The organism is Pseudomonas sp. NMS19W (assembly GCF_051554255.1).
Lineage (GTDB): Bacteria > Pseudomonadota > Gammaproteobacteria > Pseudomonadales > Pseudomonadaceae > Aquipseudomonas > Aquipseudomonas kribbensis.
The window spans coordinates 4405820-4425679 of the sequence record NZ_CP136718.1; the positions used below are offsets into that span (position 1 = coordinate 4405820).

General features: G+C 61.1%; 14 protein-coding genes and 2 pseudogenes. 8 read left to right on the top strand and 8 right to left on the bottom strand.

Annotated elements, in window-relative coordinates; translation table 11 throughout:
* Positions 1-109: 109 nt before the first annotated feature.
* On the top strand, positions 110-310 hold the full coding sequence (locus R1A29_RS20050) for a DUF6316 family protein (RefSeq protein ID WP_438299360.1): 201 nt from the start codon (positions 110-112) through the stop codon (positions 308-310).
* Here R1A29_RS20050 and R1A29_RS20055 read toward each other — a convergent pair.
* Positions 307-1491: a thiolase family protein gene (locus R1A29_RS20055; protein ID WP_438299361.1), complete on the bottom strand. Its 1185-nt coding sequence runs from the start codon at positions 1489-1491 to the stop codon at positions 307-309. The two genes, R1A29_RS20050 and R1A29_RS20055, sit on opposite strands and share 4 nt — an antisense overlap.
* A gap of 101 nt (positions 1492-1592) precedes the next feature.
* Positions 1593-3107 (bottom strand): polyphosphate:AMP phosphotransferase, encoded by a 1515-nt coding sequence (gene pap, locus R1A29_RS20060; protein WP_085710838.1) that lies wholly within the window; start codon positions 3105-3107, stop codon positions 1593-1595.
* Positions 3108-3280: 173 nt separating this feature from the next.
* On the opposite strand from pap, the gene mnmC reads away from it, so the two are divergent.
* Positions 3281-5260 carry a bifunctional tRNA (5-methylaminomethyl-2-thiouridine)(34)-methyltransferase MnmD/FAD-dependent 5-carboxymethylaminomethyl-2-thiouridine(34) oxidoreductase MnmC gene (mnmC, locus tag R1A29_RS20065; RefSeq protein ID WP_438299362.1) on the top strand — a complete coding sequence of 660 codons (1980 nt, stop codon included), beginning with the start codon at positions 3281-3283 and terminating at the stop codon, positions 5258-5260.
* Between the two features lie 20 nt (positions 5261-5280).
* Here mnmC and R1A29_RS20070 read toward each other — a convergent pair whose 3' ends face one another.
* Positions 5281-6135: an NEL-type E3 ubiquitin ligase domain-containing protein gene (locus R1A29_RS20070; protein ID WP_438299363.1), complete on the bottom strand. Its 855-nt coding sequence runs from the start codon at positions 6133-6135 to the stop codon at positions 5281-5283.
* Positions 6136-9167: 3032 nt separating this feature from the next.
* A pseudogene (locus R1A29_RS20075) lies at positions 9168-9902 on the bottom strand (dermonecrotic toxin domain-containing protein); the annotation flags it as partial.
* A 186-nt stretch (positions 9903-10088) separates the two neighbouring features.
* On the opposite strand from R1A29_RS20075, the gene R1A29_RS20080 reads away from it, so the two are divergent.
* The 5 genes and pseudogenes from R1A29_RS20080 to R1A29_RS20100 all read left to right on the top strand — a co-directional run bounded on the left by R1A29_RS20080 (position 10089) and on the right by R1A29_RS20100 (position 15472).
* Positions 10089-10232, top strand: coding sequence for a hypothetical protein (locus R1A29_RS20080; RefSeq protein WP_438299364.1), 144 nt, complete (start codon positions 10089-10091; stop codon positions 10230-10232).
* A 178-nt stretch (positions 10233-10410) separates the two neighbouring features.
* Entirely contained in the window at positions 10411-12183 is a 1773-nt protein-coding gene (locus tag R1A29_RS20085) for an N-acetylglutaminylglutamine amidotransferase (protein WP_438299365.1), read from the top strand.
* Between the two features lie 3 nt (positions 12184-12186).
* Positions 12187-13932, top strand: a complete 1746-nt coding sequence (ngg, locus tag R1A29_RS20090; RefSeq protein ID WP_438299366.1) for an N-acetylglutaminylglutamine synthetase — start codon at positions 12187-12189, stop codon at positions 13930-13932.
* Positions 13933-13993: 61 nt separating this feature from the next.
* Positions 13994-15185, top strand: a pseudogene (locus tag R1A29_RS20095) (osmoprotectant NAGGN system M42 family peptidase).
* 59 nt (positions 15186-15244) lie between these two features.
* The gene (locus R1A29_RS20100) at positions 15245-15472 is read left to right on the top strand and encodes a YheU family protein (protein WP_085710893.1); all 228 of its coding nucleotides are present in this window, start codon (positions 15245-15247) and stop codon (positions 15470-15472) included.
* 6 nt (positions 15473-15478) lie between these two features.
* Here the strand turns inward: R1A29_RS20100 and csrA are convergent, their stop codons facing one another.
* The 3 genes from csrA to R1A29_RS20115 all read right to left on the bottom strand — a co-directional run bounded on the left by csrA (position 15479) and on the right by R1A29_RS20115 (position 17012).
* The gene (gene csrA, locus R1A29_RS20105; RefSeq protein ID WP_305835938.1) at positions 15479-15664 is read right to left on the bottom strand and encodes a carbon storage regulator CsrA; all 186 of its coding nucleotides are present in this window, start codon (positions 15662-15664) and stop codon (positions 15479-15481) included.
* A gap of 136 nt (positions 15665-15800) precedes the next feature.
* Positions 15801-16133 carry a YnfA family protein gene (locus tag R1A29_RS20110; RefSeq protein WP_085710895.1) on the bottom strand — a complete coding sequence of 111 codons (333 nt, stop codon included), beginning with the start codon at positions 16131-16133 and terminating at the stop codon, positions 15801-15803.
* A 63-nt stretch (positions 16134-16196) separates the two neighbouring features.
* Complete coding sequence (locus R1A29_RS20115) at positions 16197-17012, bottom strand: SDR family oxidoreductase (protein WP_438299367.1); 816 nt, start codon at positions 17010-17012, stop codon at positions 16197-16199.
* Positions 17013-17268: 256 nt separating this feature from the next.
* Here R1A29_RS20115 and R1A29_RS20120 point away from each other — a divergent pair, with 256 nt between their 5' ends.
* A complete protein-coding gene (locus tag R1A29_RS20120) occupies positions 17269-17427 on the top strand; it encodes a DUF3309 family protein (RefSeq protein WP_169432680.1) in 159 nt (52 codons plus the stop codon).
* A 60-nt stretch (positions 17428-17487) separates the two neighbouring features.
* Here the strand turns inward: R1A29_RS20120 and R1A29_RS20125 are convergent, their stop codons facing one another.
* Positions 17488-19581, bottom strand: a complete 2094-nt coding sequence (locus R1A29_RS20125; RefSeq protein WP_438299368.1) for an LTA synthase family protein — start codon at positions 19579-19581, stop codon at positions 17488-17490.
* Positions 19582-19860: the final 279 nt, after the last annotated feature.

Here is a 19860-nt window from a genome sequence, read left to right on the forward strand (position 1 = left end):
CGCAGCATTAAATTGACGTGCTGCCGTTGATCGGCTGGCGAAGCGCTGCAAGTGGTTCAGGCATAAGCTCTTTGGATCCCATCCAGCGCAGCGCTCAAGGAGATCGATCATGTTCGGAATGCGTGCCCAGGACACCGCCCCCGCCACGCACTTTCGCAGCGACCGGGTGTGCCGGGTCAATGGCGAACTGTTTTTCAGCACCCGGGAGAACACCCTCGAAGGGCCGTTCGACAGCCCCGAGAAAGTCGAGCAGGAAATCCGCGCGTACATCGCGCGGATGCAATTGCTGGATTCCGGCAGCCGGACTTAGCGCACCGCTTCAAACAACCCGGTCGCGCCCATCCCGCCGCCCACGCACATGGTCACGATCCCGTAGCGCAGATTGCGTCGCTGCAACTCGCGCACCAGATGCCCGACCTGCCGCGAACCGGTCATGCCGAACGGGTGACCGATGGAAATCGAGCCGCCGTTGACGTTGTACTTTTCGTTGTCGATTTCCAGCCGATCACGGGCGTACAGGCACTGCGAGGCAAACGCCTCGTTCAATTCCCACAGGTCGATGTCCGCGACCTGCAAACCTTTGGCCTTGAGCAGCTTCGGCACCGAGAACACCGGGCCGATGCCCATTTCGTCCGGCTCGCAACCGGCGACGGTGAAACCGCGGAAAAGCGCCTTTGGCTTGAGCCCCAGTTGCAGGGCTTTGTCCAGGCTCATCACCAGCGTCATCGAGGCGCCGTCGGACAACTGCGACGAGTTGCCGGCAGTCACCGAACCGTCCTCGGCGAACACCGGTTTCAGTCCAGCAAGGCTTTCATAGGTGGTATCCGGACGATTGCAGTCATCGCGATCGACGATGCCGTCGAGGATCTGCACTTCTCCGCTGTTCTTGTCCTCGACCCGGTATTTCACCGCCATCGGCACGATTTCGTCATTGAACAGACCGGCTGCCTGCGCCTGAGCGGTGCGGATCTGACTTTGCAGCGAGTAGCGATCCTGCGCTTCGCGACTGACGCCATAACGGCGCGCCACCACTTCGGCGGTCTGGCCCATGGTGTAGTAGATGCCCGGCGTCTGCTGCTTGAGCAACGGGTTGATCAGGTGATCGGTGTTGACGCTTTTCAGGGTCATGCTGATCGACTCGACACCGCCGGCGACGATGATGTCGCTGCAGCCCGAAGCAATCTGGTTGGCAGCAATCGCAATCGCCTGCAAACCCGAAGAGCAGAAACGGTTGAGGGTCATGCCCGCCGTGCCGGTGCCCAGTTGCGAGAGCACCGCCACGTTACGGCCGATGTTGTAGCCCTGGGCGCCTTCGTTGGAGCCGGCACCGACGATGCAATCCTCGACGCTGGCCGGGTCGACGTCGTTGCGCGACAGCAACGCGTTCACGCAATGGGCCGCCATGTCATCGGGGCGGGTCTGGTTGAACTTGCCGCGAAAGGACTTGGCCAGGCCGGTCCGCACGCTGTCGACGATCACCACTTCACGCATGGCATACCTCATTGTTGTAGTCGGTTTAGAGTGGACCGAGCATAAGTCCACCCAATCACCGACCGCGACAATCATTCACCTCGCGTATGCGTGCCCATCGGTCAGTCCTTGTGCTTTTTTTCCTTCTTGTCGGATTTCTCGAAGGCTTCTTCCAGCGCGCGATTGATCGTGCGCAGCACCTTGACCCGGGCCCAGCGCTTGTCATTGGCCTCGACCAGTGTCCACGGCGAGATTTCGGTGCTGGTGCGGTCGACCATATCGCCCACCGCCGCACGATAGGCGTCCCACTTGTCGCGGTTGCGCCAGTCGTCCTCGGTGATTTTGAAACGCTTGAAAGGGATTTCTTCGCGGGCCTGGAAACGCTCCATTTGCGTGTCCTTGTCGATGGCCAGCCAGAACTTGACCACGATCACGCCAGCGTCGGCGAGTTGCTCTTCGAAGTCGTTGATTTCACCGTAGGCACGCATCCAGTCGGCCGTGCTGCAAAAGCCTTCGATCCGCTCTACCAGCACCCGGCCGTACCACGAGCGGTCGAACACGGTGAACTTGCCCCGGGCCGGAATGTGCCGCCAGAAACGCCACAGATACGGCTGCGCCCGCTCCTCTTCGGTCGGCGCGGCAATCGGCACGATGTTGTACTGACGCGGATCGAGCGCCGCCGCGACCCGCCGGATCGCCCCGCCCTTGCCCGCCGCATCGTTGCCTTCGAACACCGCCACCAGCGCATGACGGCGCATGCGTTTGTCGCGCATCAGCCCGGACAGCCGCGCCTGTTCGGTGATCAGTTGCTCTTCGTAATCCTTCTTGTCCAGGTTCTGGTTCAGGTTGAGGCTGTCGAGCAGGTTCAACTGATCCACCGATGTGCCCAACGGCTGGGCACTGACAGCGTTCGAATGCACGTCCGGACGTTTCAGCGCATTTTGCAGTCCTTCGAGCAGGATCTTGCCGACCGTCAGGCTGCGGTAATGCGCATCCACCCCTTCGATGACATGCCAGGGTGCGTAGTCGCGGCTGGTGCGACGCAACACCCGCTCGCCGTATTTGACGAACTTGTCGTAGGTCTCCGATTGCTGCCAGTCCAGCGGACTGATCCGCCAGCTGTGCAGCGGGTCATCGGCGAGGGCCTTGAGCCGCGCCTTCATCTGTTTCTTGGACAGGTGGAACCAGAACTTGAAGATCAGCGCGCCTTCATCACACAGCATTTTTTCCAGCCGTTCGGCACCGGCGATGGCCTGGTCCAGTCGCGGGTCCTTGAACAAGCCGTGCACCCGGCCCTGCAGCATCTGGCTGTACCAGTTGCCGAAGAAAATCCCCATCCGCCCCTTGGCCGGCAGCATCCGCCAGTAACGCCAGGCCGGTGGTCGCGCCAGTTCTTCGTCGGTCTGCTGGTCGAAGGTACGTACTTCGATCAGGCGCGGATCCATCCATTCGTTGAGCAGCTTGACCGTCTCGCCCTTGCCGGCGCCTTCGATGCCGTTGATCAAAATGATCACCGGAAAACGCTTTTGCTGCTGCAACTCGAACTGGACTTCCAGCAGTGCTTCACGCAGCGCGGGTACGGCGGCGTCGTAGGTTTCTTTGTCGATGGCGTGACCGATTTCAGCGGATTCGAACATAGGGACGGCTCCTTCCAGGATTCAGCAAGACTAGCGGATTGGGCACAGACGCGGCACAGAAATTCCCGCCGGGGGCGGATTGTCCTTGAGTCATCCGTAGCAAGGCTTGCCATGGATCAAGCGCCGCCCGCGTGATCGGCTAGAATGGCCGCCTTGCCGTTGCCGAGCCTGCCATGAAACCTGTAATGCCCCACGCCCAACTCGACTGGGATGACCAGGGACGCCCGCGTTCGCGAGTGTTCGACGATGTGTATTTTTCCGATCAATCGGGGCTGGATGAAACCCGCTACGTGTTCCTTGAACAGAATCGACTGGCCGAGCGTTTTGCCGCGCTGCCGGCGGGCGGGCGACTGGTGATCGGTGAAACCGGCTTCGGCACCGGGCTGAATTTTCTCTGCGCCTGGCAGTTGTTCGAACAGCATGCAGTAGCCGGTGCGCGGCTGCATTTCGTCAGCGTGGAAAAGTACCCGCTGAGCCCTGCCGACCTGCAGCGGGCGCTGGCGTTGTGGCCAGATCTCAAGCCGCTGTCCGATCAACTGCTCAAGCATTACGTGGCAATCCATCAGGGCTTCCAGCGTATTGTTCTGGATGACGGTCGCGTGACTCTGACGCTGTTGATCGGTGATGCGCTGGAGCAGTTGCCGCAACTGGACGGCCAGATTGACGCGTGGTTCCTCGACGGTTTCGCCCCGGCGAAAAACCCCGAAATGTGGACCGCCGAATTGTTCGCCGAACTGGCGCGGCTGGCGGCGCCCGGTTCGACCATCAGCACTTTCACCAGCACCGGTTGGGTGCGACGTCTGCTCAACGCCGCCGGGTTCAAGATGAAGCGCACGCCGGGCATCGGCCACAAATGGGAAATCCTGCGGGGCGAGTTTCTCGGCTGGCCCGAGGACGTTGCGCCCCCCGCCGCCGACAAACCGTGGTTCGCCCGCCCGGCGCGTGTCACTGAAGATCGCCGTGCCTTGGTGATCGGCGCCGGCCTGGCCGGTTGCGCCACGGCCGCCAGCCTCGCGGCGCGGGGTTGGCAGGTCAATCTGCTGGAGCGTCATGCCGCGGTGGCGCAGGAAGCCTCGGGTAACCCGCAAGGCGTGCTGTATCTGAAACTGTCTGCCCACGGCACGGCACTGTCGCAGTTGATCGTCAGCGGTTTCGGCTACACCCGTCGCCTGCTGGAAACCCTGCAGCGCGGCACCGACTGGGATGACTGCGGCGTGCTGCAACTGGCGTTCAATGAAAAGGAACGCGAGCGTCAGGCGCAACTGGCGGCGGCGTTTCCCGAAGATCTTCTGCAGTGGCTCGATCAACCCGAGGCGCAGGCCCGTGCCGGGATCGGTCTGGCCCACGGCGGTTTGTATTATCCCGAGGGCGGCTGGGTGCATCCGCCTGCGTTGTGTCAGGCGCAATCGGCACAGCCGGGCGTCACGCTGCTGACTCATCAGGACGCCGTCGAGCTGCGCAAGGTTGACGGCCACTGGCAAGCTTTCGACGGTGACCGAATGATCGCGACGGCGCCCGTCGTGGTGCTGGCCGGCGCCGCCGAGATCAAACGGTTTGCACAGAGCGCCGACCTGCCGCTCAAGCGTATTCGTGGGCAGATCACCCGTTTGGCACAGACCGAAGACAGCCAGGCACTGGCAACGGTGGTCTGTGCCGAAGGCTATGTCGCTCCGGCACGGCTGGGTGAACACACCCTGGGTGCCAGCTTCGACTTCAACAACGACGACCTGACCCCGACCACCGCCGAGCACCTGGGCAATCTGGCGATGCTCGAAGAAATCTCCGACGACCTGGTCTTGCGCCTGCATATCAAGGATCAGGATCCCGAACACCTTGAAGGACGCGCCGCCTTCCGCTGCACCAGTCCCGACTACCTGCCGATCGTCGGCCCGCTCGCCGACCGCGAAGCCTTTGATCAAACCTACGCAGTCCTGGGCAAGGATGCCCGGCAAGTGCCGGACATCGCCTGCCCGTGGCTGGACGGCCTGTACGTCAACAGCGGCCACGGTTCACGCGGGTTGATCACCGCGCCATTGTCGGGCGAGTTGCTGGCAGCCTGGCTGGACAACGAACCGCTGCCCCTGCCCCGCAGCGTGGCCGAAGCCTGCCATCCCAATCGGTTTGCCCTGCGCCGGCTGATTCGGGGCAAATGACGGGAAAAGCCAGCCCGGGATCAAGTCTCGGGCAGGACGCAGGATCCCGGTTCGATCAGTTGCACCACCTGCCCGGTCAACCGTTCGAGCAGGGCCTGCTCCGATTGCTCCAGCTCCGTGGCGCACCGGTTCATTTCGCTCAGATAATCGGCGGAACTGAGCTCTTCCGCCCTGTCGAACAACGTCTGGATTTCCTCATGGTGAGGTTCACGGGCTTCTTCGAACTGCTGCGCAAAACTGTTTTTCACGTAGTTGCTCCAGAAGGGTTGGCCTACCAGAAACTTCACCCATTCCGGTGAAAGCTCCGCGCTTTGGACCCTATTAATGGCCGCAACAAGTTCGTCCCCTGTCACATCGGCGAGCGCCGCATAACGCATATGCGAAGGTTGGCCCGGCAGATCGAGCGCCCGGGACAGCCCCGTGCGATAGGCCAGGGTCACCTCCAGTGGATCGAGTGACTCCTGAGTGACTGCATGTTCGGCCGCAATCAGGTCAACCTGCTCTAGCCGGAACAACCCCCTCGCCAGCCTGATCAGCGACGTCGCCGAAGGCTGGCGGCCGTCGCCGATGCGAGTCACGCGGTTGACGTGTACCGCGACCTCCAGATGACTGAAGTTGATCGCGGCGTTATCGGTGCAGTTGATCGGGTTGGCCGCCAGATCGAAAATCTGCTCGCGCAGCTCGGCATCGGCCTGCGTGGCTTCCAGAACGGCCCAGACCCGGCGGGACATCTCTTCGCGCACATACTCGGATTCGGCGGTGTTGCCCAGCTCCGCCAACAAGTGAAACAGCCCTTCGGACATCGGATCGTCGTTGATTGCGGTCCACATCTGCAAACGCGCAGAACCCACCGTGCCCCCGTTTCGGTCAGCCATATCGAACGTGCCTGATACTCGTCGAGTCGCGCAATATCGTTTTCCAGATAACCCATACCGATCCCGACTTTCCTGCGATAGTCTTCCAGCCGGGTACTGCTGGGGTCTGAAATCGGGTTGTTGCGCAGATTGATCGTTTCGCTGAAGCCTCTCGGTGTTTCAAAGAGCCACTCGGGCAAATCGCGGATGTCATTGTCACGCAGATCGACCCGATCCAGACTCGGCAGGCGCTCCAGTCCCTTGGGCAGCTCGGTGGTGCGTGTATTGCGCACGGACAGATCAACCAGTTCGAACATGTGGCTGACGTCCAGCGTCGCCCCCAGCGGGTTGTCGCTCAGATTGAGGCTCCGCAGATTGCGCATCAGGGAGAGTTTTTTCAGGGAGTATTCGGTCAACTGGATCCGGTTGCCTGCCAGGCTCAATTGCCTGAGGTGGGGCATGTTCGAAATCACCTCGGGCAACAGGGTCAGTCTGTTGCGGTCCAGGTCCAGAAACTCGACGTTCCTGAAAGCCTTGAGGAAATAGGCGACATCATTGTCCAGGTGCATGTTTTGCATGGACAGGCGCTTTACATGATCGAACGACAGTCCCACCGGCAGCACCGGCAGTTTGCCGCAGCGCATACCATCGAGAACCAGCCTGTAAACCGGGTGTCCAGACTCTCCGGGAGCGAATATCAGACGCCGGAAGCAGTCCTCGATCTCGTATGCCACGATCTGCCGGCAATCACGTGCTTCGGTCAGTACGCCTCCCATGGCCTTTATCGCTGCTTCATCCTCACTCCAGGTATCCAGCACTTCGCGCAGCCTTTCCAGATCCTCCTGCAACTTCCGGACGCGAATGGCGCGGGTCAGGTGATCACTGCCCAACCGATCAAGAAACTCACTGGCCTGTGCGTCGGAAAACAGCGGATAGAGCCTTTTTACTTTGCGCAACAAACGACGCGGATGCGTGACCGGTTCAACGGGTGAGTCGGCGAGCATGCACGCAGGCTCGGAGACCTCCGGATGCAGCTGTTTACCCGCCAGGACCCGGGCGCAACCCTCACGCTCGTCCAGCGCGCAGTCCAGAAGTTTAAGTCGCAGACGATAACCGTCGTCCGGCCTGGGTTCCGCAAATCCGATGGCTTTGCGCTGGCGCAACGAAAGCCCTTTGAGGACCGCGTGGTAAAGGCTTTCCGGTCCGGACACCACATGGCCGAGCGATTTCCTGTCGCTACCAAACACTTCGTAACCCTTGTCGAGTCTGACCAGGGTGCATGAACTCGACGTCACGAGCGGTTTCTCGCCCAGGGTTTCGAGCAGGTCGCCATCCAGCTTCTTCGCCCGTACTTCCAGATAGAATTCCGGGTCCCATCCGCTGAGCTGCGGCAGCAAGCGGATCGCCAGTTTCTCGGTATCGGCGCTGGCGATATCGGCAAGGTAAAACCCCGTCAACGCCTGATCCACACGCACGTCACTTGCTGCCTGCCGAGCCCTCTGTGCAAAGGCCATGGGCATCCGTCCGGTGTTGCGCAGGTGCACCCGCTCAACTGTCGGTGTGCGCCTGAGCAACTCGCGCGCCGACCGCACCGGAAGCCCGGGATGAGCGCTGTGCACTTTCAGCAATTCGCCGGCGACCTCTCTGTCGAGCCGTCGGTAGAGGTGTTCGAAGGTCGGCCTGCGATCGGCCTTGACCGCGGCGCCGATCACCTTTGCCAGTTCCCCGCCGGCATCGGCCGGCGCCACGTTCCTGCCCACCAGTGCCTCCACTTCAGCGGGACTCAAGCCGTCAATGACGGTCTGCAACAGCTCACCCTTGTCCAGCTGGGCGTCGCTCACAATGACACTCACGGTGTCATCGTCAATCGAACCGTGAGGAAAGGTTGCGGTGATCTTTCCGTTCTCGTCGACAACCTTGATGTAGCGGTCCTGTGGCCAGTTCGCAAGCCTGGGCAAGGCCTGCAACTGTTCCTGTACATGGCGCGGATCGTTCGCTTCGCCACGCTCCATGGCCGTAACGAACTCACGCACCCTGCGCTCAAGCCCGAACCGTTCGATCATGTCGCGCATACGCGGTGCAAGCGGCAGGCCGTCATCGCTCAGACGATGCAACTCATCGAATCGAGTGTCGCTGAGCCGCCGGATCATCTCCAGGCGACTGTCTTCAAAACGCGCCAGCTGCGGATCGATACGCTTGAGGGTATAGGCCCCGGACCAGTGCTCGCTGGGTTCAGAGGCGTGACGCCAGCCACCATCCTGGTTGCGCCTGAGTATCGGGGCATAAGCCTGCGGGCGAAGCGGATGCTGGATGCGCCAGGCCCTGGAAACCGGGTCCAGTGCTACGGCATAGGTTCGATCGTCAACACGGACAAAGGTCTTCCCGGCGACCCGGTACAAGCCTGTTGTATCCGGTTCGGGAGCGGCCTCTGCCGGCAGAGGCTGCTCGTAGGCACTCAGTTGCGGCCTCCACAACCGGGGCTGGGCATTGCGCCCCAGAATGGAAGTGAATGGCCGGAAAAAGTCCGGATGCTTCTGAGCCGTCTTGATCACCAGGGATTTCACCCCCTTGATCCCGGCACCCACGGCGACCATCAGCGCAATGTTTTCGGCAACGCTGAGCAAATGCGAGAACGCCTCCTGACGGTCCCCACGACTCCAGTCCTCGATCCCCTCGTACACCTCTGCAAGCATCTGGCCGATGGCGACGCCCATCATCAGTTGCCCCAGCACCGGTACGACAAAACCGGCGACATTGGCGACCGTCAAGCCAAGCTCCAGGTAATGGAGCAAGCGCTGCTTGCGCTCCTCTTCATCGACATCGGCAGTCGGCACCGCCAGCGCGCGCGCATCGAGCTGCAACTTGCCGACATGGCTCTTGAGCATGAAATCGAACAGCGGATCGGTCATCTCCAGCTGTTTGACCTGCCCCAGGCTACCGGTATCGGCAACCGTCTGGAAAAAATCGACCTTGTCGACCTCGCCGATGCAGTGTGAGAAATAGCTCCTGTAACTTCCCAGCCCCAGGTTGAATTCCAGATAGGCGATGAACGCCGTGAAGCTTGTGTATTCGAACAGCGGCTGATCCGGCTCTCCGGGCATGTACACCAGGCACCACTGATCCGGATCCTGCTCGACCGATCGCTCTGAAAACACCACGACGCCCCAGATGCAGCTGTCGAGCAATTCAATGCCCTGCATGATCAACGGTCTGCCCTGGTATTGAAGGTTCTGGGCGGTGGCGACGCCAGCTGCATCGATCAAGCGTTGAACGGTCTGAAAGCCTTCCGGGGAGACGTGCTCTTTGAGCAGCGCCAGATGCAGATCCAGCTGCAGCATCTGTTTTTTCATCAACGTGATATTGCGCACCATGGCGCCGGTGGCGACCCGCTGACCATTGACCTCCCTGACTCCGAAAACCTCCTGGAAATGCAGTTGGTATTGCTGGCCGAGGTCCAGCTCCCGACAGAGCCCGGCAAACGCTGCGGGCGTCAGCCCCGGGACACCGCCGGGCCTGCTGGCGATCCGCAGCAGGCTGCCTTCCGGGAAATAATCGGCTTGTGTCTCGTCATCGGTGAAGTTCTGCATCGCCGCTTCCAGCAGCGTCGGGGTAGCAGGAGGAACGACCGCCGCTCCTCCGCCAGGCGGGGTTACCGGCTTGCAGCCGCAATAACTTCCGGGCAGCTCGAGAAAGTCCTTCTCGACATCGAACGCCACCGACCATCGGGCAGTCAGGGCACTGGTCAGTCGTGCGATGCAAAAGTCCTTCAACGACTGCAACCGGCTCATGTCTGTTTCGACTTGCGCCTGCTTCGTATGCAGGTCGCGCGAGATCTTGTCCAGTGCAGCCAACGTGTCGGCGCTGGCGTTGAGCAGTGCGGGGGGCAGGGTTTTCAGCAAGGTCTGGGCGGTGTCCAGATCGCCTGTGGCCTCCAGCAGAAAGCTCAGTTTCTGTTCATCTGTGAGGGGGGCGATATGGACGAATCCGGTGTCGTGGGCATGGGCAATATTCCTTTATTGCTGTTGAGTCCCTTCACCTTATCGATCCCGGCGATGAATAAAAAACAAGGAAAACTGCCCGTTCAATCCAGCAAACCAGCAGCAATCCGTATGTTTTGAATACTTATCTACTACCTCTGGCGTCCTGCAGGATGCTAATGGCCCACCGGTCAGACCGACACGCTTATAACCGATCGTTCTAAAACTCCCACATCCACACCGGGTCAGTTTCTGGGTACCGGCCATTTCGGCGCGGTTCAGCGACACCCTCCCCAACGGAAAAACCGGTAAGGACTTTATGTGCGGATTAGCTGGCGAGTTACGTTTTGATCAACAACCTGCAGACCTTGCAGCCATCGAGCGAATCACCCATCACCTGGCGCCTCGCGGCCCTGATGCGTGGGGTTTCCATGCCCAGGGGCCGATTGCCCTGGGCCATCGACGCCTGAAAATCATGGACCTGTCGGACGGTTCGGCGCAGCCGATGATCGACAGTCAACTGGGCCTGTCCCTGGCCTTCAATGGTGCGATCTACAACTTCCCGGAACTGCGCGCCGAACTCGAGGCGCTCGGTTATGCCTTCTACTCGGGCGGCGACACCGAAGTGCTGCTCAAGGGCTATCACGCCTGGGGCGAAGCGCTGCTGCCGAAACTCAACGGCATGTTTGCCTTCGCCATCTGGGAGCGCGATGCCCAACGTCTGTTCATTGCCCGCGACCGTCTCGGCGTCAAGCCGCTCTACCTGTCGCGTACCGGCCAGCGCCTGCGTTTTGCCTCGGCTCTGCCGGCATTGCTCAAGGGCGGCGACATCAACCCGATCCTCGATCCGGTGGCGCTCAACCATTACCTGAATTTCCACGCCGTGGTGCCGGCACCGCGCACTTTGCTGGCCGGCATCGAAAAGCTGCCGCCAGCGAGCTGGATGCGCATTGAAGCGGACGGCGCTACCGAGCAGAAAACCTGGTGGACCCTGCCCTACGGCCCACACGACGACGAGAAGAATCTGACCCTGGAAGACTGGCGCGACCGCGTGCTCGACAGCACCCGCGAAGCCGTGGCGATCCGCCAACGGGCGGCGGTGGATGTCGGCGTGCTGCTTTCCGGCGGTGTCGATTCGAGCATGCTCGTCGGCCTGCTGCGTGAAGTCGGCGTGGAGAACCTGTCGACCTTTTCCATCGGTTTCCAGGATGCCGGCGGCGAGCGCGGAGACGAGTTCCAGTACTCCGACCTGATCGCCAAACACTACGGCACCCAGCACCATCAACTGCGCATTGACGAAAAAGAGATCATTGAGCAACTGCCCGCCGCATTCCGCGCCATGAGCGAGCCGATGGTCAGCCACGACTGTATTGCCTTTTATCTGCTGTCCCGCGAAGTGGCCAAGCACTGCAAGGTGGTGCAAAGCGGCCAGGGTGCCGATGAACTGTTCGCCGGTTATCACTGGTATCCGCAAGTCGATGGCGCGGCCGATCCGTATGCGGCCTATCGCGAGGCGTTTTTCGACCGCAGCTACGACGATTATGCCGCCACGGTGCAGCCGAAATGGCTGACAGCGAATGACGCCGCCGGCGACTTCGTGAAGGAACATTTCGCACAGCCCGGCGCCGATGCGGCAGTCGACAAGGCCCTGCGCCTGGACAGCACAGTGATGCTGGTGGACGACCCGGTCAAACGCGTCGACAACATGACCATGGCCTGGGGGCTGGAGGCGCGCACGCCGTTTCTCGACTATCGCCTGGTGGAATTGTCGGCCCGTGTTCCGGGCAAATTCAAACTGCCCGATGGCGGCAAGCAGGTCTTGAAGGAAGCCGCACGGCTGGTCATTCCAAGCGAGGTGATCGACCGCAAGAAAGGCTACTTCCCGGTGCCCGGCCTCAAGCACCTGCAAGGCGACACCCTGAACTGGGTGCGCGAACTGCTGCTCGATCCGAGTCAGGATCGCGGCCTGTTCAACCCCGCCATGCTCGACAAATTGCTGACCGATCCACAAGGCCAGTTGACCCCGCTGCGCGGCTCCAAGCTGTGGCAACTGGCGGCGTTGAACCTGTGGCTCAGCGAACAAGGAATCTGATCGATGAAACCTCACGCCACGGCTTACAGCCAACGGCTGCTGCGCGGTCAGACACCGTCCTATGAACGTTTGCAGGCGCGTCTGGCCGAGGATGGCAATCAACCGAGTGCCGAGCCGATTGCCGTGCATTGCGGTTGGGGCCGGTTGCTGATCGGTCACACCTTTCCCGACCCGGCCAGCCTTGCCCGGGAGTTGCTCAACGAGCAACCGGGCGAGCGCGATATCGCCCTGTACGTGGCCGCGCCGCAGCAGATTCTCGGCCTGGAACCGGCCCAACTGTTTCTCGACCCGTCCGACACCTTGCGCCTGTGGTTCAGCGATTACCGTCAGGCCACCCGGGTGTTTCGCGGCTTCCGCATCCGTCGCGCACAAAGCGAAGAGGACTGGCAGTCGATCAATCAGCTGTATCAGGCGCGCGGCATGCTGCCGATCGATGCCACCCTGCTCACCCCGCATCATCAGGGCGGGCCGGTGTATTGGCTGGCCGAGGACGAAGACAGCGGCGCGGTGATCGGCAGCGTCATGGGCCTCAATCATCAGAAGGCTTACAACGACCCGGAAAACGGCAGCAGCCTGTGGTGCCTGGCGGTGGATCCGCAGTGTTCGCGTCCCGGGGTCGGTGAAGTGCTGGTGCGACATCTGATCGAACACTTCATGAGTCGCGGTCTGAGCTACCTGGATCTGTCGGTGCTGCATGACAACCGTCAGGCGAAAAACCTCTACGCCAAGCTCGGTTTTCGTAACCTTTCGACCTTCGCCATCAAGCGCAAGAACGGCATCAATCAGCCGCTGTTTCTCGGTCCCGGGCCAGAGGCAGATTTCAATCCCTACGCGCGGATCATTGTCGAGGAAGCCCATCGACGTGGCATCGATGTGCAAGTGGACGATGCCGATGCCGGGCTGTTCACCCTCAGCCACGGCGGGCGTCGGGTGCGTTGCCGCGAATCCCTGAGCGACCTCACCAGCGCTATCAGCATGAATCTGTGCCAGGACAAAAGCCTGACCCACAAGGTGCTGAAAAACGCCGGGTTGAATGTGCCGTCACAGCAACTGGCGGCGAACGCGGACGACAATCTGGCGTTTCTCGATGAGCATCAACGGGTGGTGGTCAAACCGCTGGATGGCGAGCAAGGTCAGGGCGTGGCCGTTGACCTGCAAAGCATCGAAGAGGTGCAGCAAGCGATCGATTCGGCGAAACAGTTCGACAGCCGCGTGCTGCTCGAAAGCTTCCACGAAGGCCTCGACCTGCGGATTCTGGTGATCGGTTTCGACGTAGTCGCAGCTGCGATCCGCCGGCCTGCCGAGGTGGTCGGTGACGGTCATCACTCCATCGGCGCGCTGATCGAGGCCCAGAGCCGACGCCGGCAAGCGGCCACCGGCGGCGAAAGCAAAATCCCGCTGGACCATGAAACCCAACGCACCCTGCACGCGGCCGGTTACGACTACAGCAGCATCCTGCCGGCCGGCGAGCATCTGTTCGTGCGGCGCACGGCGAACCTGCACACCGGTGGCACCCTGGAAGATGTCACGGCGATTCTGCATCCGACCCTGGTCGATGCCGCCGTGCGCGCGGCGCGAGCGCTGGACATTCCGATGGTCGGGCTCGACCTGATGGTGCCCGCCGCCGATCAGCCGGAGTACGTGTTCATCGAAGCCAATGAACGCGCCGGTCTGGCCAACCATGAGCCGCAGCCGACGGCCGAGCGATTTGTGGATCTGTTGTTTCCGCACAGTCAGCCAGCCGTTTGATCTTCCTTCAGCGTCACGCCCGCATCCCACGCGGGAGTGACGCTCCGCAACAGGAGTTTCCATGACCACCCAAATTCCCGAACCGGATCTGAACTACCTGCAAAAAGTCCTGCTGGAGATGCTTGCCATTCCCAGCCCCACCGGATTCACCGACACCATCGTGCGTTACGTCGCCGAGCGTCTGGAGGAACTCGGCATCCCCTTCGAAATGACCCGACGCGGCACCATTCGCGCCACCCTCAAAGGCAAGAAAAACAGCCCCGACCGCGCCGTATCGGCGCACCTGGATACCATCGGTGCCGCCGTGCGCGCGGTGAAGGACAACGGTCGTCTGACCTTGGCGCCGGTCGGTTGCTGGTCGAGCCGTTTCGCCGAGGGCAGCCGCGTCAGCCTTTTTCACCGACAACGGCGTGATCCGTGGCAGCGTGTTGCCGCTGATGGCGTCCGGGCATGCCTTCAACACGGCCGTGGACGAAATGCCGATCAGCTGGGATCACGTCGAACTGCGTCTGGATGCCTACTGCGCGACCCGCGCCGATTGCGACTCGCTGGGTATCTGCGTGGGGGATGTGGTCGCGTTCGATCCGCTGCCGGAGTTCACCGAAAGCGGCCATATCAGCGCCCGTCACCTCGATGACAAGGCCGGGGTCGCAGCGCTGCTGGCAGCGCTGAAAGCCATCGTCGACAGTGGTCAGGAGTTGATGATCGACTGCCATCCGCTGTTCACCATCACCGAGGAAACCGGCAGCGGCGCGGCGGCGGCCTTGCCATGGGATGTCAGCGAGTTTGTCGGGATCGACATCGCGCCGGTCGCGCCCGGCCAACATTCCAGCGAGCACGCGGTGAGCGTGGCGATGCAGGATTCCGGCGGGCCTTACGACTATCATCTGTCGCGCCATTTGCTGCGGCTGGCTGGCGAAAACGAGTTACCGGTGCGTCGCGACCTGTTCCGCTATTACTTCAGCGACGCCCATTCGGCCGTCACCGCCGGCCACGACATTCGCACCGCCCTGCTCGCCTTCGGCTGCGATGCGACCCACGGCTATGAACGCACACACATCGACAGTCTGGCCGCACTCAGTCGCCTGCTGGGCGCGTACATCCTGAGTCCGCCGGTGTTCGCCAGCGATGCGCAACCGGCCAACGCCTCACTGGATCGATTCAGTCACCAGATCGAACACGAGACACAAATGGAAAGCGACACCCGTGTGCCGTCGGTGGACAGCCTGGTGGGGCAACGCTCGGACAGTTGAGTCTGGCCCTCGGCGATCATTCGCCGTAGCATCCCGACATTGATTTAGCCGAGGTGCCCATGCTGATTCCCTACGACGCGCTCGAAGTCGACACCCTGACCCGCCTGATCGAGGATTTCGTCACCCGCGACGGCACCGACAACGGTGACGACACCCCGCTGGAAACCCGCGTGCTGCGGGTTCGTCAGGCCTTGATCAAGGGGCAGGCGCTGATCGTCTTCGATCCGGAAAGCGAGCAATGCCAGTTGATGCTCAAGCACGACGTGCCCAAGCACCTGTTCGACTGAAAACGGTCAGCGGCCCTTGCCGTTGGCCTGCTTGTGCTGGATCCGCTCGTAGACTTCGGCACGGTGCACATTGACCTGCTTTGGCGCCTCGACGCCGAATCGCACGCTGGAGCCGTTGACCGCCAGAACACGCAAAGTGATGTTGTCGCCGATGGAAATCAGTTCACCGACGACACGGCTGAGTACAAGCATGAGGGTTGTCCTTCAAGGTTTTCGAGCCTTGAAGATGCGCGGCTTTCGGACGCCCTACAATGCGCTGCGGGCAAATCAGTCAAACCCTACACGCCATGGCGCATCAGCCTTCAGACGTTTCCGTCAAACCGGTGTTTCAAGTCGCCGAAAACCGTGGCCCGAACAGGATCACGCTGGCCCCGATCACGCACAAGGCGACTCCGATCCAGTCCGAACCCAGCGGACGGATGCGCTCGACCACGGCCAGCCAGCCAATCGAGGCAATGATGTAGATGCCGCCGTAAGCGGCATAGGCGCGACCGGCGTAGGTCGCTTCAACACGCGTCAACAGCAGCGCAAACAGGGTCAGGCTGAGCAGCGCCGGGATCACCCACAAGGCACTTTTGCCCTGGCGCAACCACATCCAGAAAGCGAAACAACCGGCGATTTCGAACAGCGCGGCGAGGAAAAACCACAAGTAGTTGAGCATGCAGATGACTCGTCAGGGTGACTGTGGCGGTCACCCTAACGACGGGGCTCTGACGGTGCAAGTTCAGCCGTTGTTCTGTTTGGCCTTGGCGCGCATCTTTTCGGCCATCGCGGTCATTTCGCTGTACAGCAGCTGCGGGTTCTTCTGCTTGATCGCCCAGGCCATGCGGCCCTGTTCGTGGGGCAGAATCATGAACTCGCCGGCAGCGACCTGCTGGTAGATGTAGTCGGCAATATCGGCGGCGGTGATCGGTGAACTTTCCAGCAACTTGCCGACCTGAGCTTTCATGGCCGGCGTCGGGCCACGGAACGAGTCCAGCAGATTGGTCTGGAAGAACGACGGGCAAACCACATGGACGCCGACTTCCTGCTGGGCCAATTCGATAAGCAGACTTTCAGACAGCGCCACCACGCCGGCCTTGGCCACGTTGTAGTTGCTCATCGCCGGGCCTTGCATCAGTGCCGCCATCGAGGCGATGTTGATGATCTTGCCCTTGCTCTGTTCCAGCAGCGGCAGAAACGCCTTGCAGCCCTTGACCACGCCCATCAGGTTGATCGCGATCTGCCAGTCCCAGTCTTCCAGCGACAGCTCGCTGAAGAATCCGCCCGAGGCCACACCGGCATTGTTGACGATGATGTCGATGCCGCCGAACTTCACTTCACAGGCCTGGGCGAATGCGGTGAGCTGGCTGTAATCGCGCACGTCGCATCGCTGGATGAAGCCATCGCCGCCGGCCTCGCGAACCAGTTTGAGAGTTTCCTGCAAGCCCGGCTCACTGACGTCCGACAAGGCCAGTTGCCAGCCTTCACGCGCCCAGCGCAGCGCGATTTCGCGACCCAGGCCGGAGCCCGCGCCAGTGATCATCATGCGATTTTGCATAACAGACAGCCTTGTTGTTCCGGGGAAGATGCGCGGAGTGTAGCGAAGGATCCGGAGCGACCCACGCTCCATCAGATTGCTGAATGGCAGGAGCAAACCGTGGCATCAAACGAAATAAGATCGTTAGCCAAATACACTGAAAAAACATTGAATTTTCTTTCATGCGCACCAGTCGGAATTTGTAAGCCGTCTGGATTTAGTTCAACTTCCAGCCGCCCTTGAACAACGAGACTCCTCAGACACTATCAACAAGGAAATCGACATGGGCACAATTCTTATCATTATCCTGATCCTGTTGCTGATCGGTGGTCTGCCGGTCTTCCCGCACTCCAGAAGTTGGGGTTACGGTCCTTCGGGCATTATTGGCGTAGTGCTGGTTGTACTGTTGGTGCTGCTGTTGCTCGGCCGCATATGACGTTTTGACCGACAAAAAAAGAGGCCCTGAAAAGGGCCTCTTTTTTATTGCGCGGAATGATCAGTCCGGCTTGCCGTTAATCACACCGGCGGTGTTGTCGAGCAGGCTCTTGGTAGCCGTCTGCAGGAACGCTTCGAGCTTGAGTTTCAGCTCGGCGGTGCGCGGTGCATCCGGAATGATTTCAGCCGAAGGATTCGCGCCCAGTTGGTACTGGTAGATCTTCGGCGCCATTTCCTTCTCTTTCGGCAGCACCAGGATCTGGTCAGCGGTCACGATGGCAGTGGTCTGCTCGCTGCCCGACGGCTTGATCACACCGAAACCGGTGTCGCCTGCCGGCAGGTTGAGCAGGTCACGACCCCAGCACTGATGACGCACTTCGCCACCCAGACGACCCATGATGGTCGGCACGATGTCGATCTGCGTACCCACGGTGTGGTCACGGGTACCGAACTTTTCCTGGATGCCCGGTGCGATCATCAGCATCGGTACGTTGAAGCGGCCCAGGTCCATTTCGGTGATCTGACGCTCGTTGCCGAAACCGTGGTCGCCGACGATGACGAACAGGGTTTCCTTGAAGTAAGGCTCCTTGCGGGCCTTCTCGAAGAACTGGCCCAGTGCCCAGTCTGCGTAACGCATGGCGGTCAGGTGCTCGTTGAGCGTGCCACGGTCGGTTACGCGTTCGACCGGCAATGGCGTCGGCAAGGCGTACGGCGTGTGGTTGGACAGGGTTTGCAGCAGCGCGTAGAACGGCTTGCCGTTTTCCCGTGCCTTCAGCTCCACCAGACCGCGGTCGAACATGTCCTGGTCGGACACGCCCCAGGTCGGATCGGAGAACACCGGGTTGACGAAGTCATTGCGGCCAACGAAGTTGGTCATGCCCTGGTTGCTGAAGAAACCGGACTGGTTGTCCCAGGCGAAGTCACCGTTGTAGACGTAGACGTCGTCATACTTGCGGGCGCTGAGCAGCTGCGGCAGGCCGGACAGTTTGTGGCTGCCTTCCGGGGTCTGCATCAGGTATTCGAAACCCGGCAGGTTCGGGAAGCATGCCATGGTGGCGAACATGCCCTGGTGGGTGTGGGTACCGTTGGAGAAGAAGCGGTCGAACAGCAGGCCTTCCTTCGACAGTTTGTCGAGGTACGGCGTGATGTTGCCCGGTGCGCCCAGGGCGCCTACCGAGTGACCGGCCATGCTTTCCATCAGGATCACGACGACGTTCTTGATCGGCAGGGTCTTGTCGGCTGGCGGCGTGTAGTCACGACGCACGGCGGCGATGTCGGCATCCACCAGTTTGTCGTCCGGCATCACCAGCATGTCGCGTACGACCTTCTGCGCCTGATCCTGCGGCAGCGTGGCTTTCCAGATGTTGTTGCGGTCTTCACCCATGCGGTCCTTGGCTGCCGCGATCAGCGACAGGGTGCCATTGAGGCCGAGCTGGTTGGCGAAGTTCGATTCGGTGGTGTACACGTCACCCCAGCGCAGTGGCGGGCCCTGACGCAGGGTGCCGCGCACGGCAACCACACAGATCAGCAGGCACACCACGAACACCGCCAGACGCGCATACCATGGCGCCACCTGACGGGTACCGACGTTGCCGCCGCTGAACGGGCCACGCGGACGGGTCAGACGGTCGGCGCCCTTGAACGCCAGCGTCAGGATCACCGTGCCCACGGCCCAGGCCAGCAGGTAGCGCACCACCGGGAAACCGTACCAGAGCATGCTCATCACGGTTTTCGGGTCTTCCTTCACGTACTGGAACACCAGGCCGTTGAGGCGCTGGTGGAACTCGCGGTAGAAGTCCATCTCCATCAGGCCGAGGAACAGCGCGATGCTGGAGGTCACGGTCAGCCACAGGCGGAAGACCCCGCGAGCGGCCATGGCCCGGGCACTGAACAGCGCCAGGACCATCGGAACGCAGAGGTAGACCACCAGGCGCAGGTCGAAACGCAGGCCGTTGGCGAAGGCTTCGAGGAAGGTCGAAGCCGGGGTGTCGAGGATCATCTCGCGGTTGTAGACCAGCAGCGCGAGGCGCAGCACGGAAAACATCACCATCATGACCAGCGCGCACAAGAGCGTGTAGGCCAGATGCGATTTGACGGTCGGTTGCAGCAGGCGACTGGAAGATCGCTGCTGATTCAGGGCGTCCGGGTTTGCCATGTCGTTTTAGGACCCATTGGAAGTTGAAGTTGCAAAAATACAGCTGCGCCCTGCCCTCTGTTGGCCATTCCAGGCCCCGGGGCTTGCGCGGTGCGCAAATGTTGCACGATCACCGGCGGCATTGCCATTGATTACTGCCCCGCTGCCGGACTCTTTCATTAAAGGCACGGCATACCCGGACAGATTCAAATTGCGCGGGCGAATTGTCTTGAAGCGTTTGTGAAAATTTCGTGCAACGCATATCCGGAAACACAATATCGCTACAAAACAAAACGCCCC

What these genes read in the sequence shown, in the direction of transcription:
- R1A29_RS20050 (WP_438299360.1), top strand. Translation starts at nt 110, where the DNA reads ATGTTCGGAATGCGTGCCCAGGACACCGCCCCCGCCACGCACTTTCGC.
- R1A29_RS20110 (WP_085710895.1), bottom strand. Translation starts at nt 16,133, where the DNA reads ATGCTCAACTACTTGTGGTTTTTCCTCGCCGCGCTGTTCGAAATCGCC.
- R1A29_RS20115 (WP_438299367.1), bottom strand. Translation starts at nt 17,012, where the DNA reads ATGCAAAATCGCATGATGATCACTGGCGCGGGCTCCGGCCTGGGTCGC.
- R1A29_RS20055 (WP_438299361.1), bottom strand. Translation starts at nt 1,491, where the DNA reads ATGCGTGAAGTGGTGATCGTCGACAGCGTGCGGACCGGCCTGGCCAAG.
- ngg (WP_438299366.1), top strand. Translation starts at nt 12,187, where the DNA reads ATGAAACCTCACGCCACGGCTTACAGCCAACGGCTGCTGCGCGGTCAG.
- R1A29_RS20070 (WP_438299363.1), bottom strand. Translation starts at nt 6,135, where the DNA reads ATGGCTGACCGAAACGGGGGCACGGTGGGTTCTGCGCGTTTGCAGATG.
- csrA (WP_305835938.1), bottom strand. Translation starts at nt 15,664, where the DNA reads ATGCTTGTACTCAGCCGTGTCGTCGGTGAACTGATTTCCATCGGCGAC.
- R1A29_RS20080 (WP_438299364.1), top strand. Translation starts at nt 10,089, where the DNA reads ATGGACGAATCCGGTGTCGTGGGCATGGGCAATATTCCTTTATTGCTG.
- R1A29_RS20100 (WP_085710893.1), top strand. Translation starts at nt 15,245, where the DNA reads ATGCTGATTCCCTACGACGCGCTCGAAGTCGACACCCTGACCCGCCTG.
- R1A29_RS20125 (WP_438299368.1), bottom strand. Translation starts at nt 19,581, where the DNA reads ATGGCAAACCCGGACGCCCTGAATCAGCAGCGATCTTCCAGTCGCCTG.
- R1A29_RS20085 (WP_438299365.1), top strand. Translation starts at nt 10,411, where the DNA reads ATGTGCGGATTAGCTGGCGAGTTACGTTTTGATCAACAACCTGCAGAC.
- mnmC (WP_438299362.1), top strand. Translation starts at nt 3,281, where the DNA reads ATGAAACCTGTAATGCCCCACGCCCAACTCGACTGGGATGACCAGGGA.
- pap (WP_085710838.1), bottom strand. Translation starts at nt 3,107, where the DNA reads ATGTTCGAATCCGCTGAAATCGGTCACGCCATCGACAAAGAAACCTAC.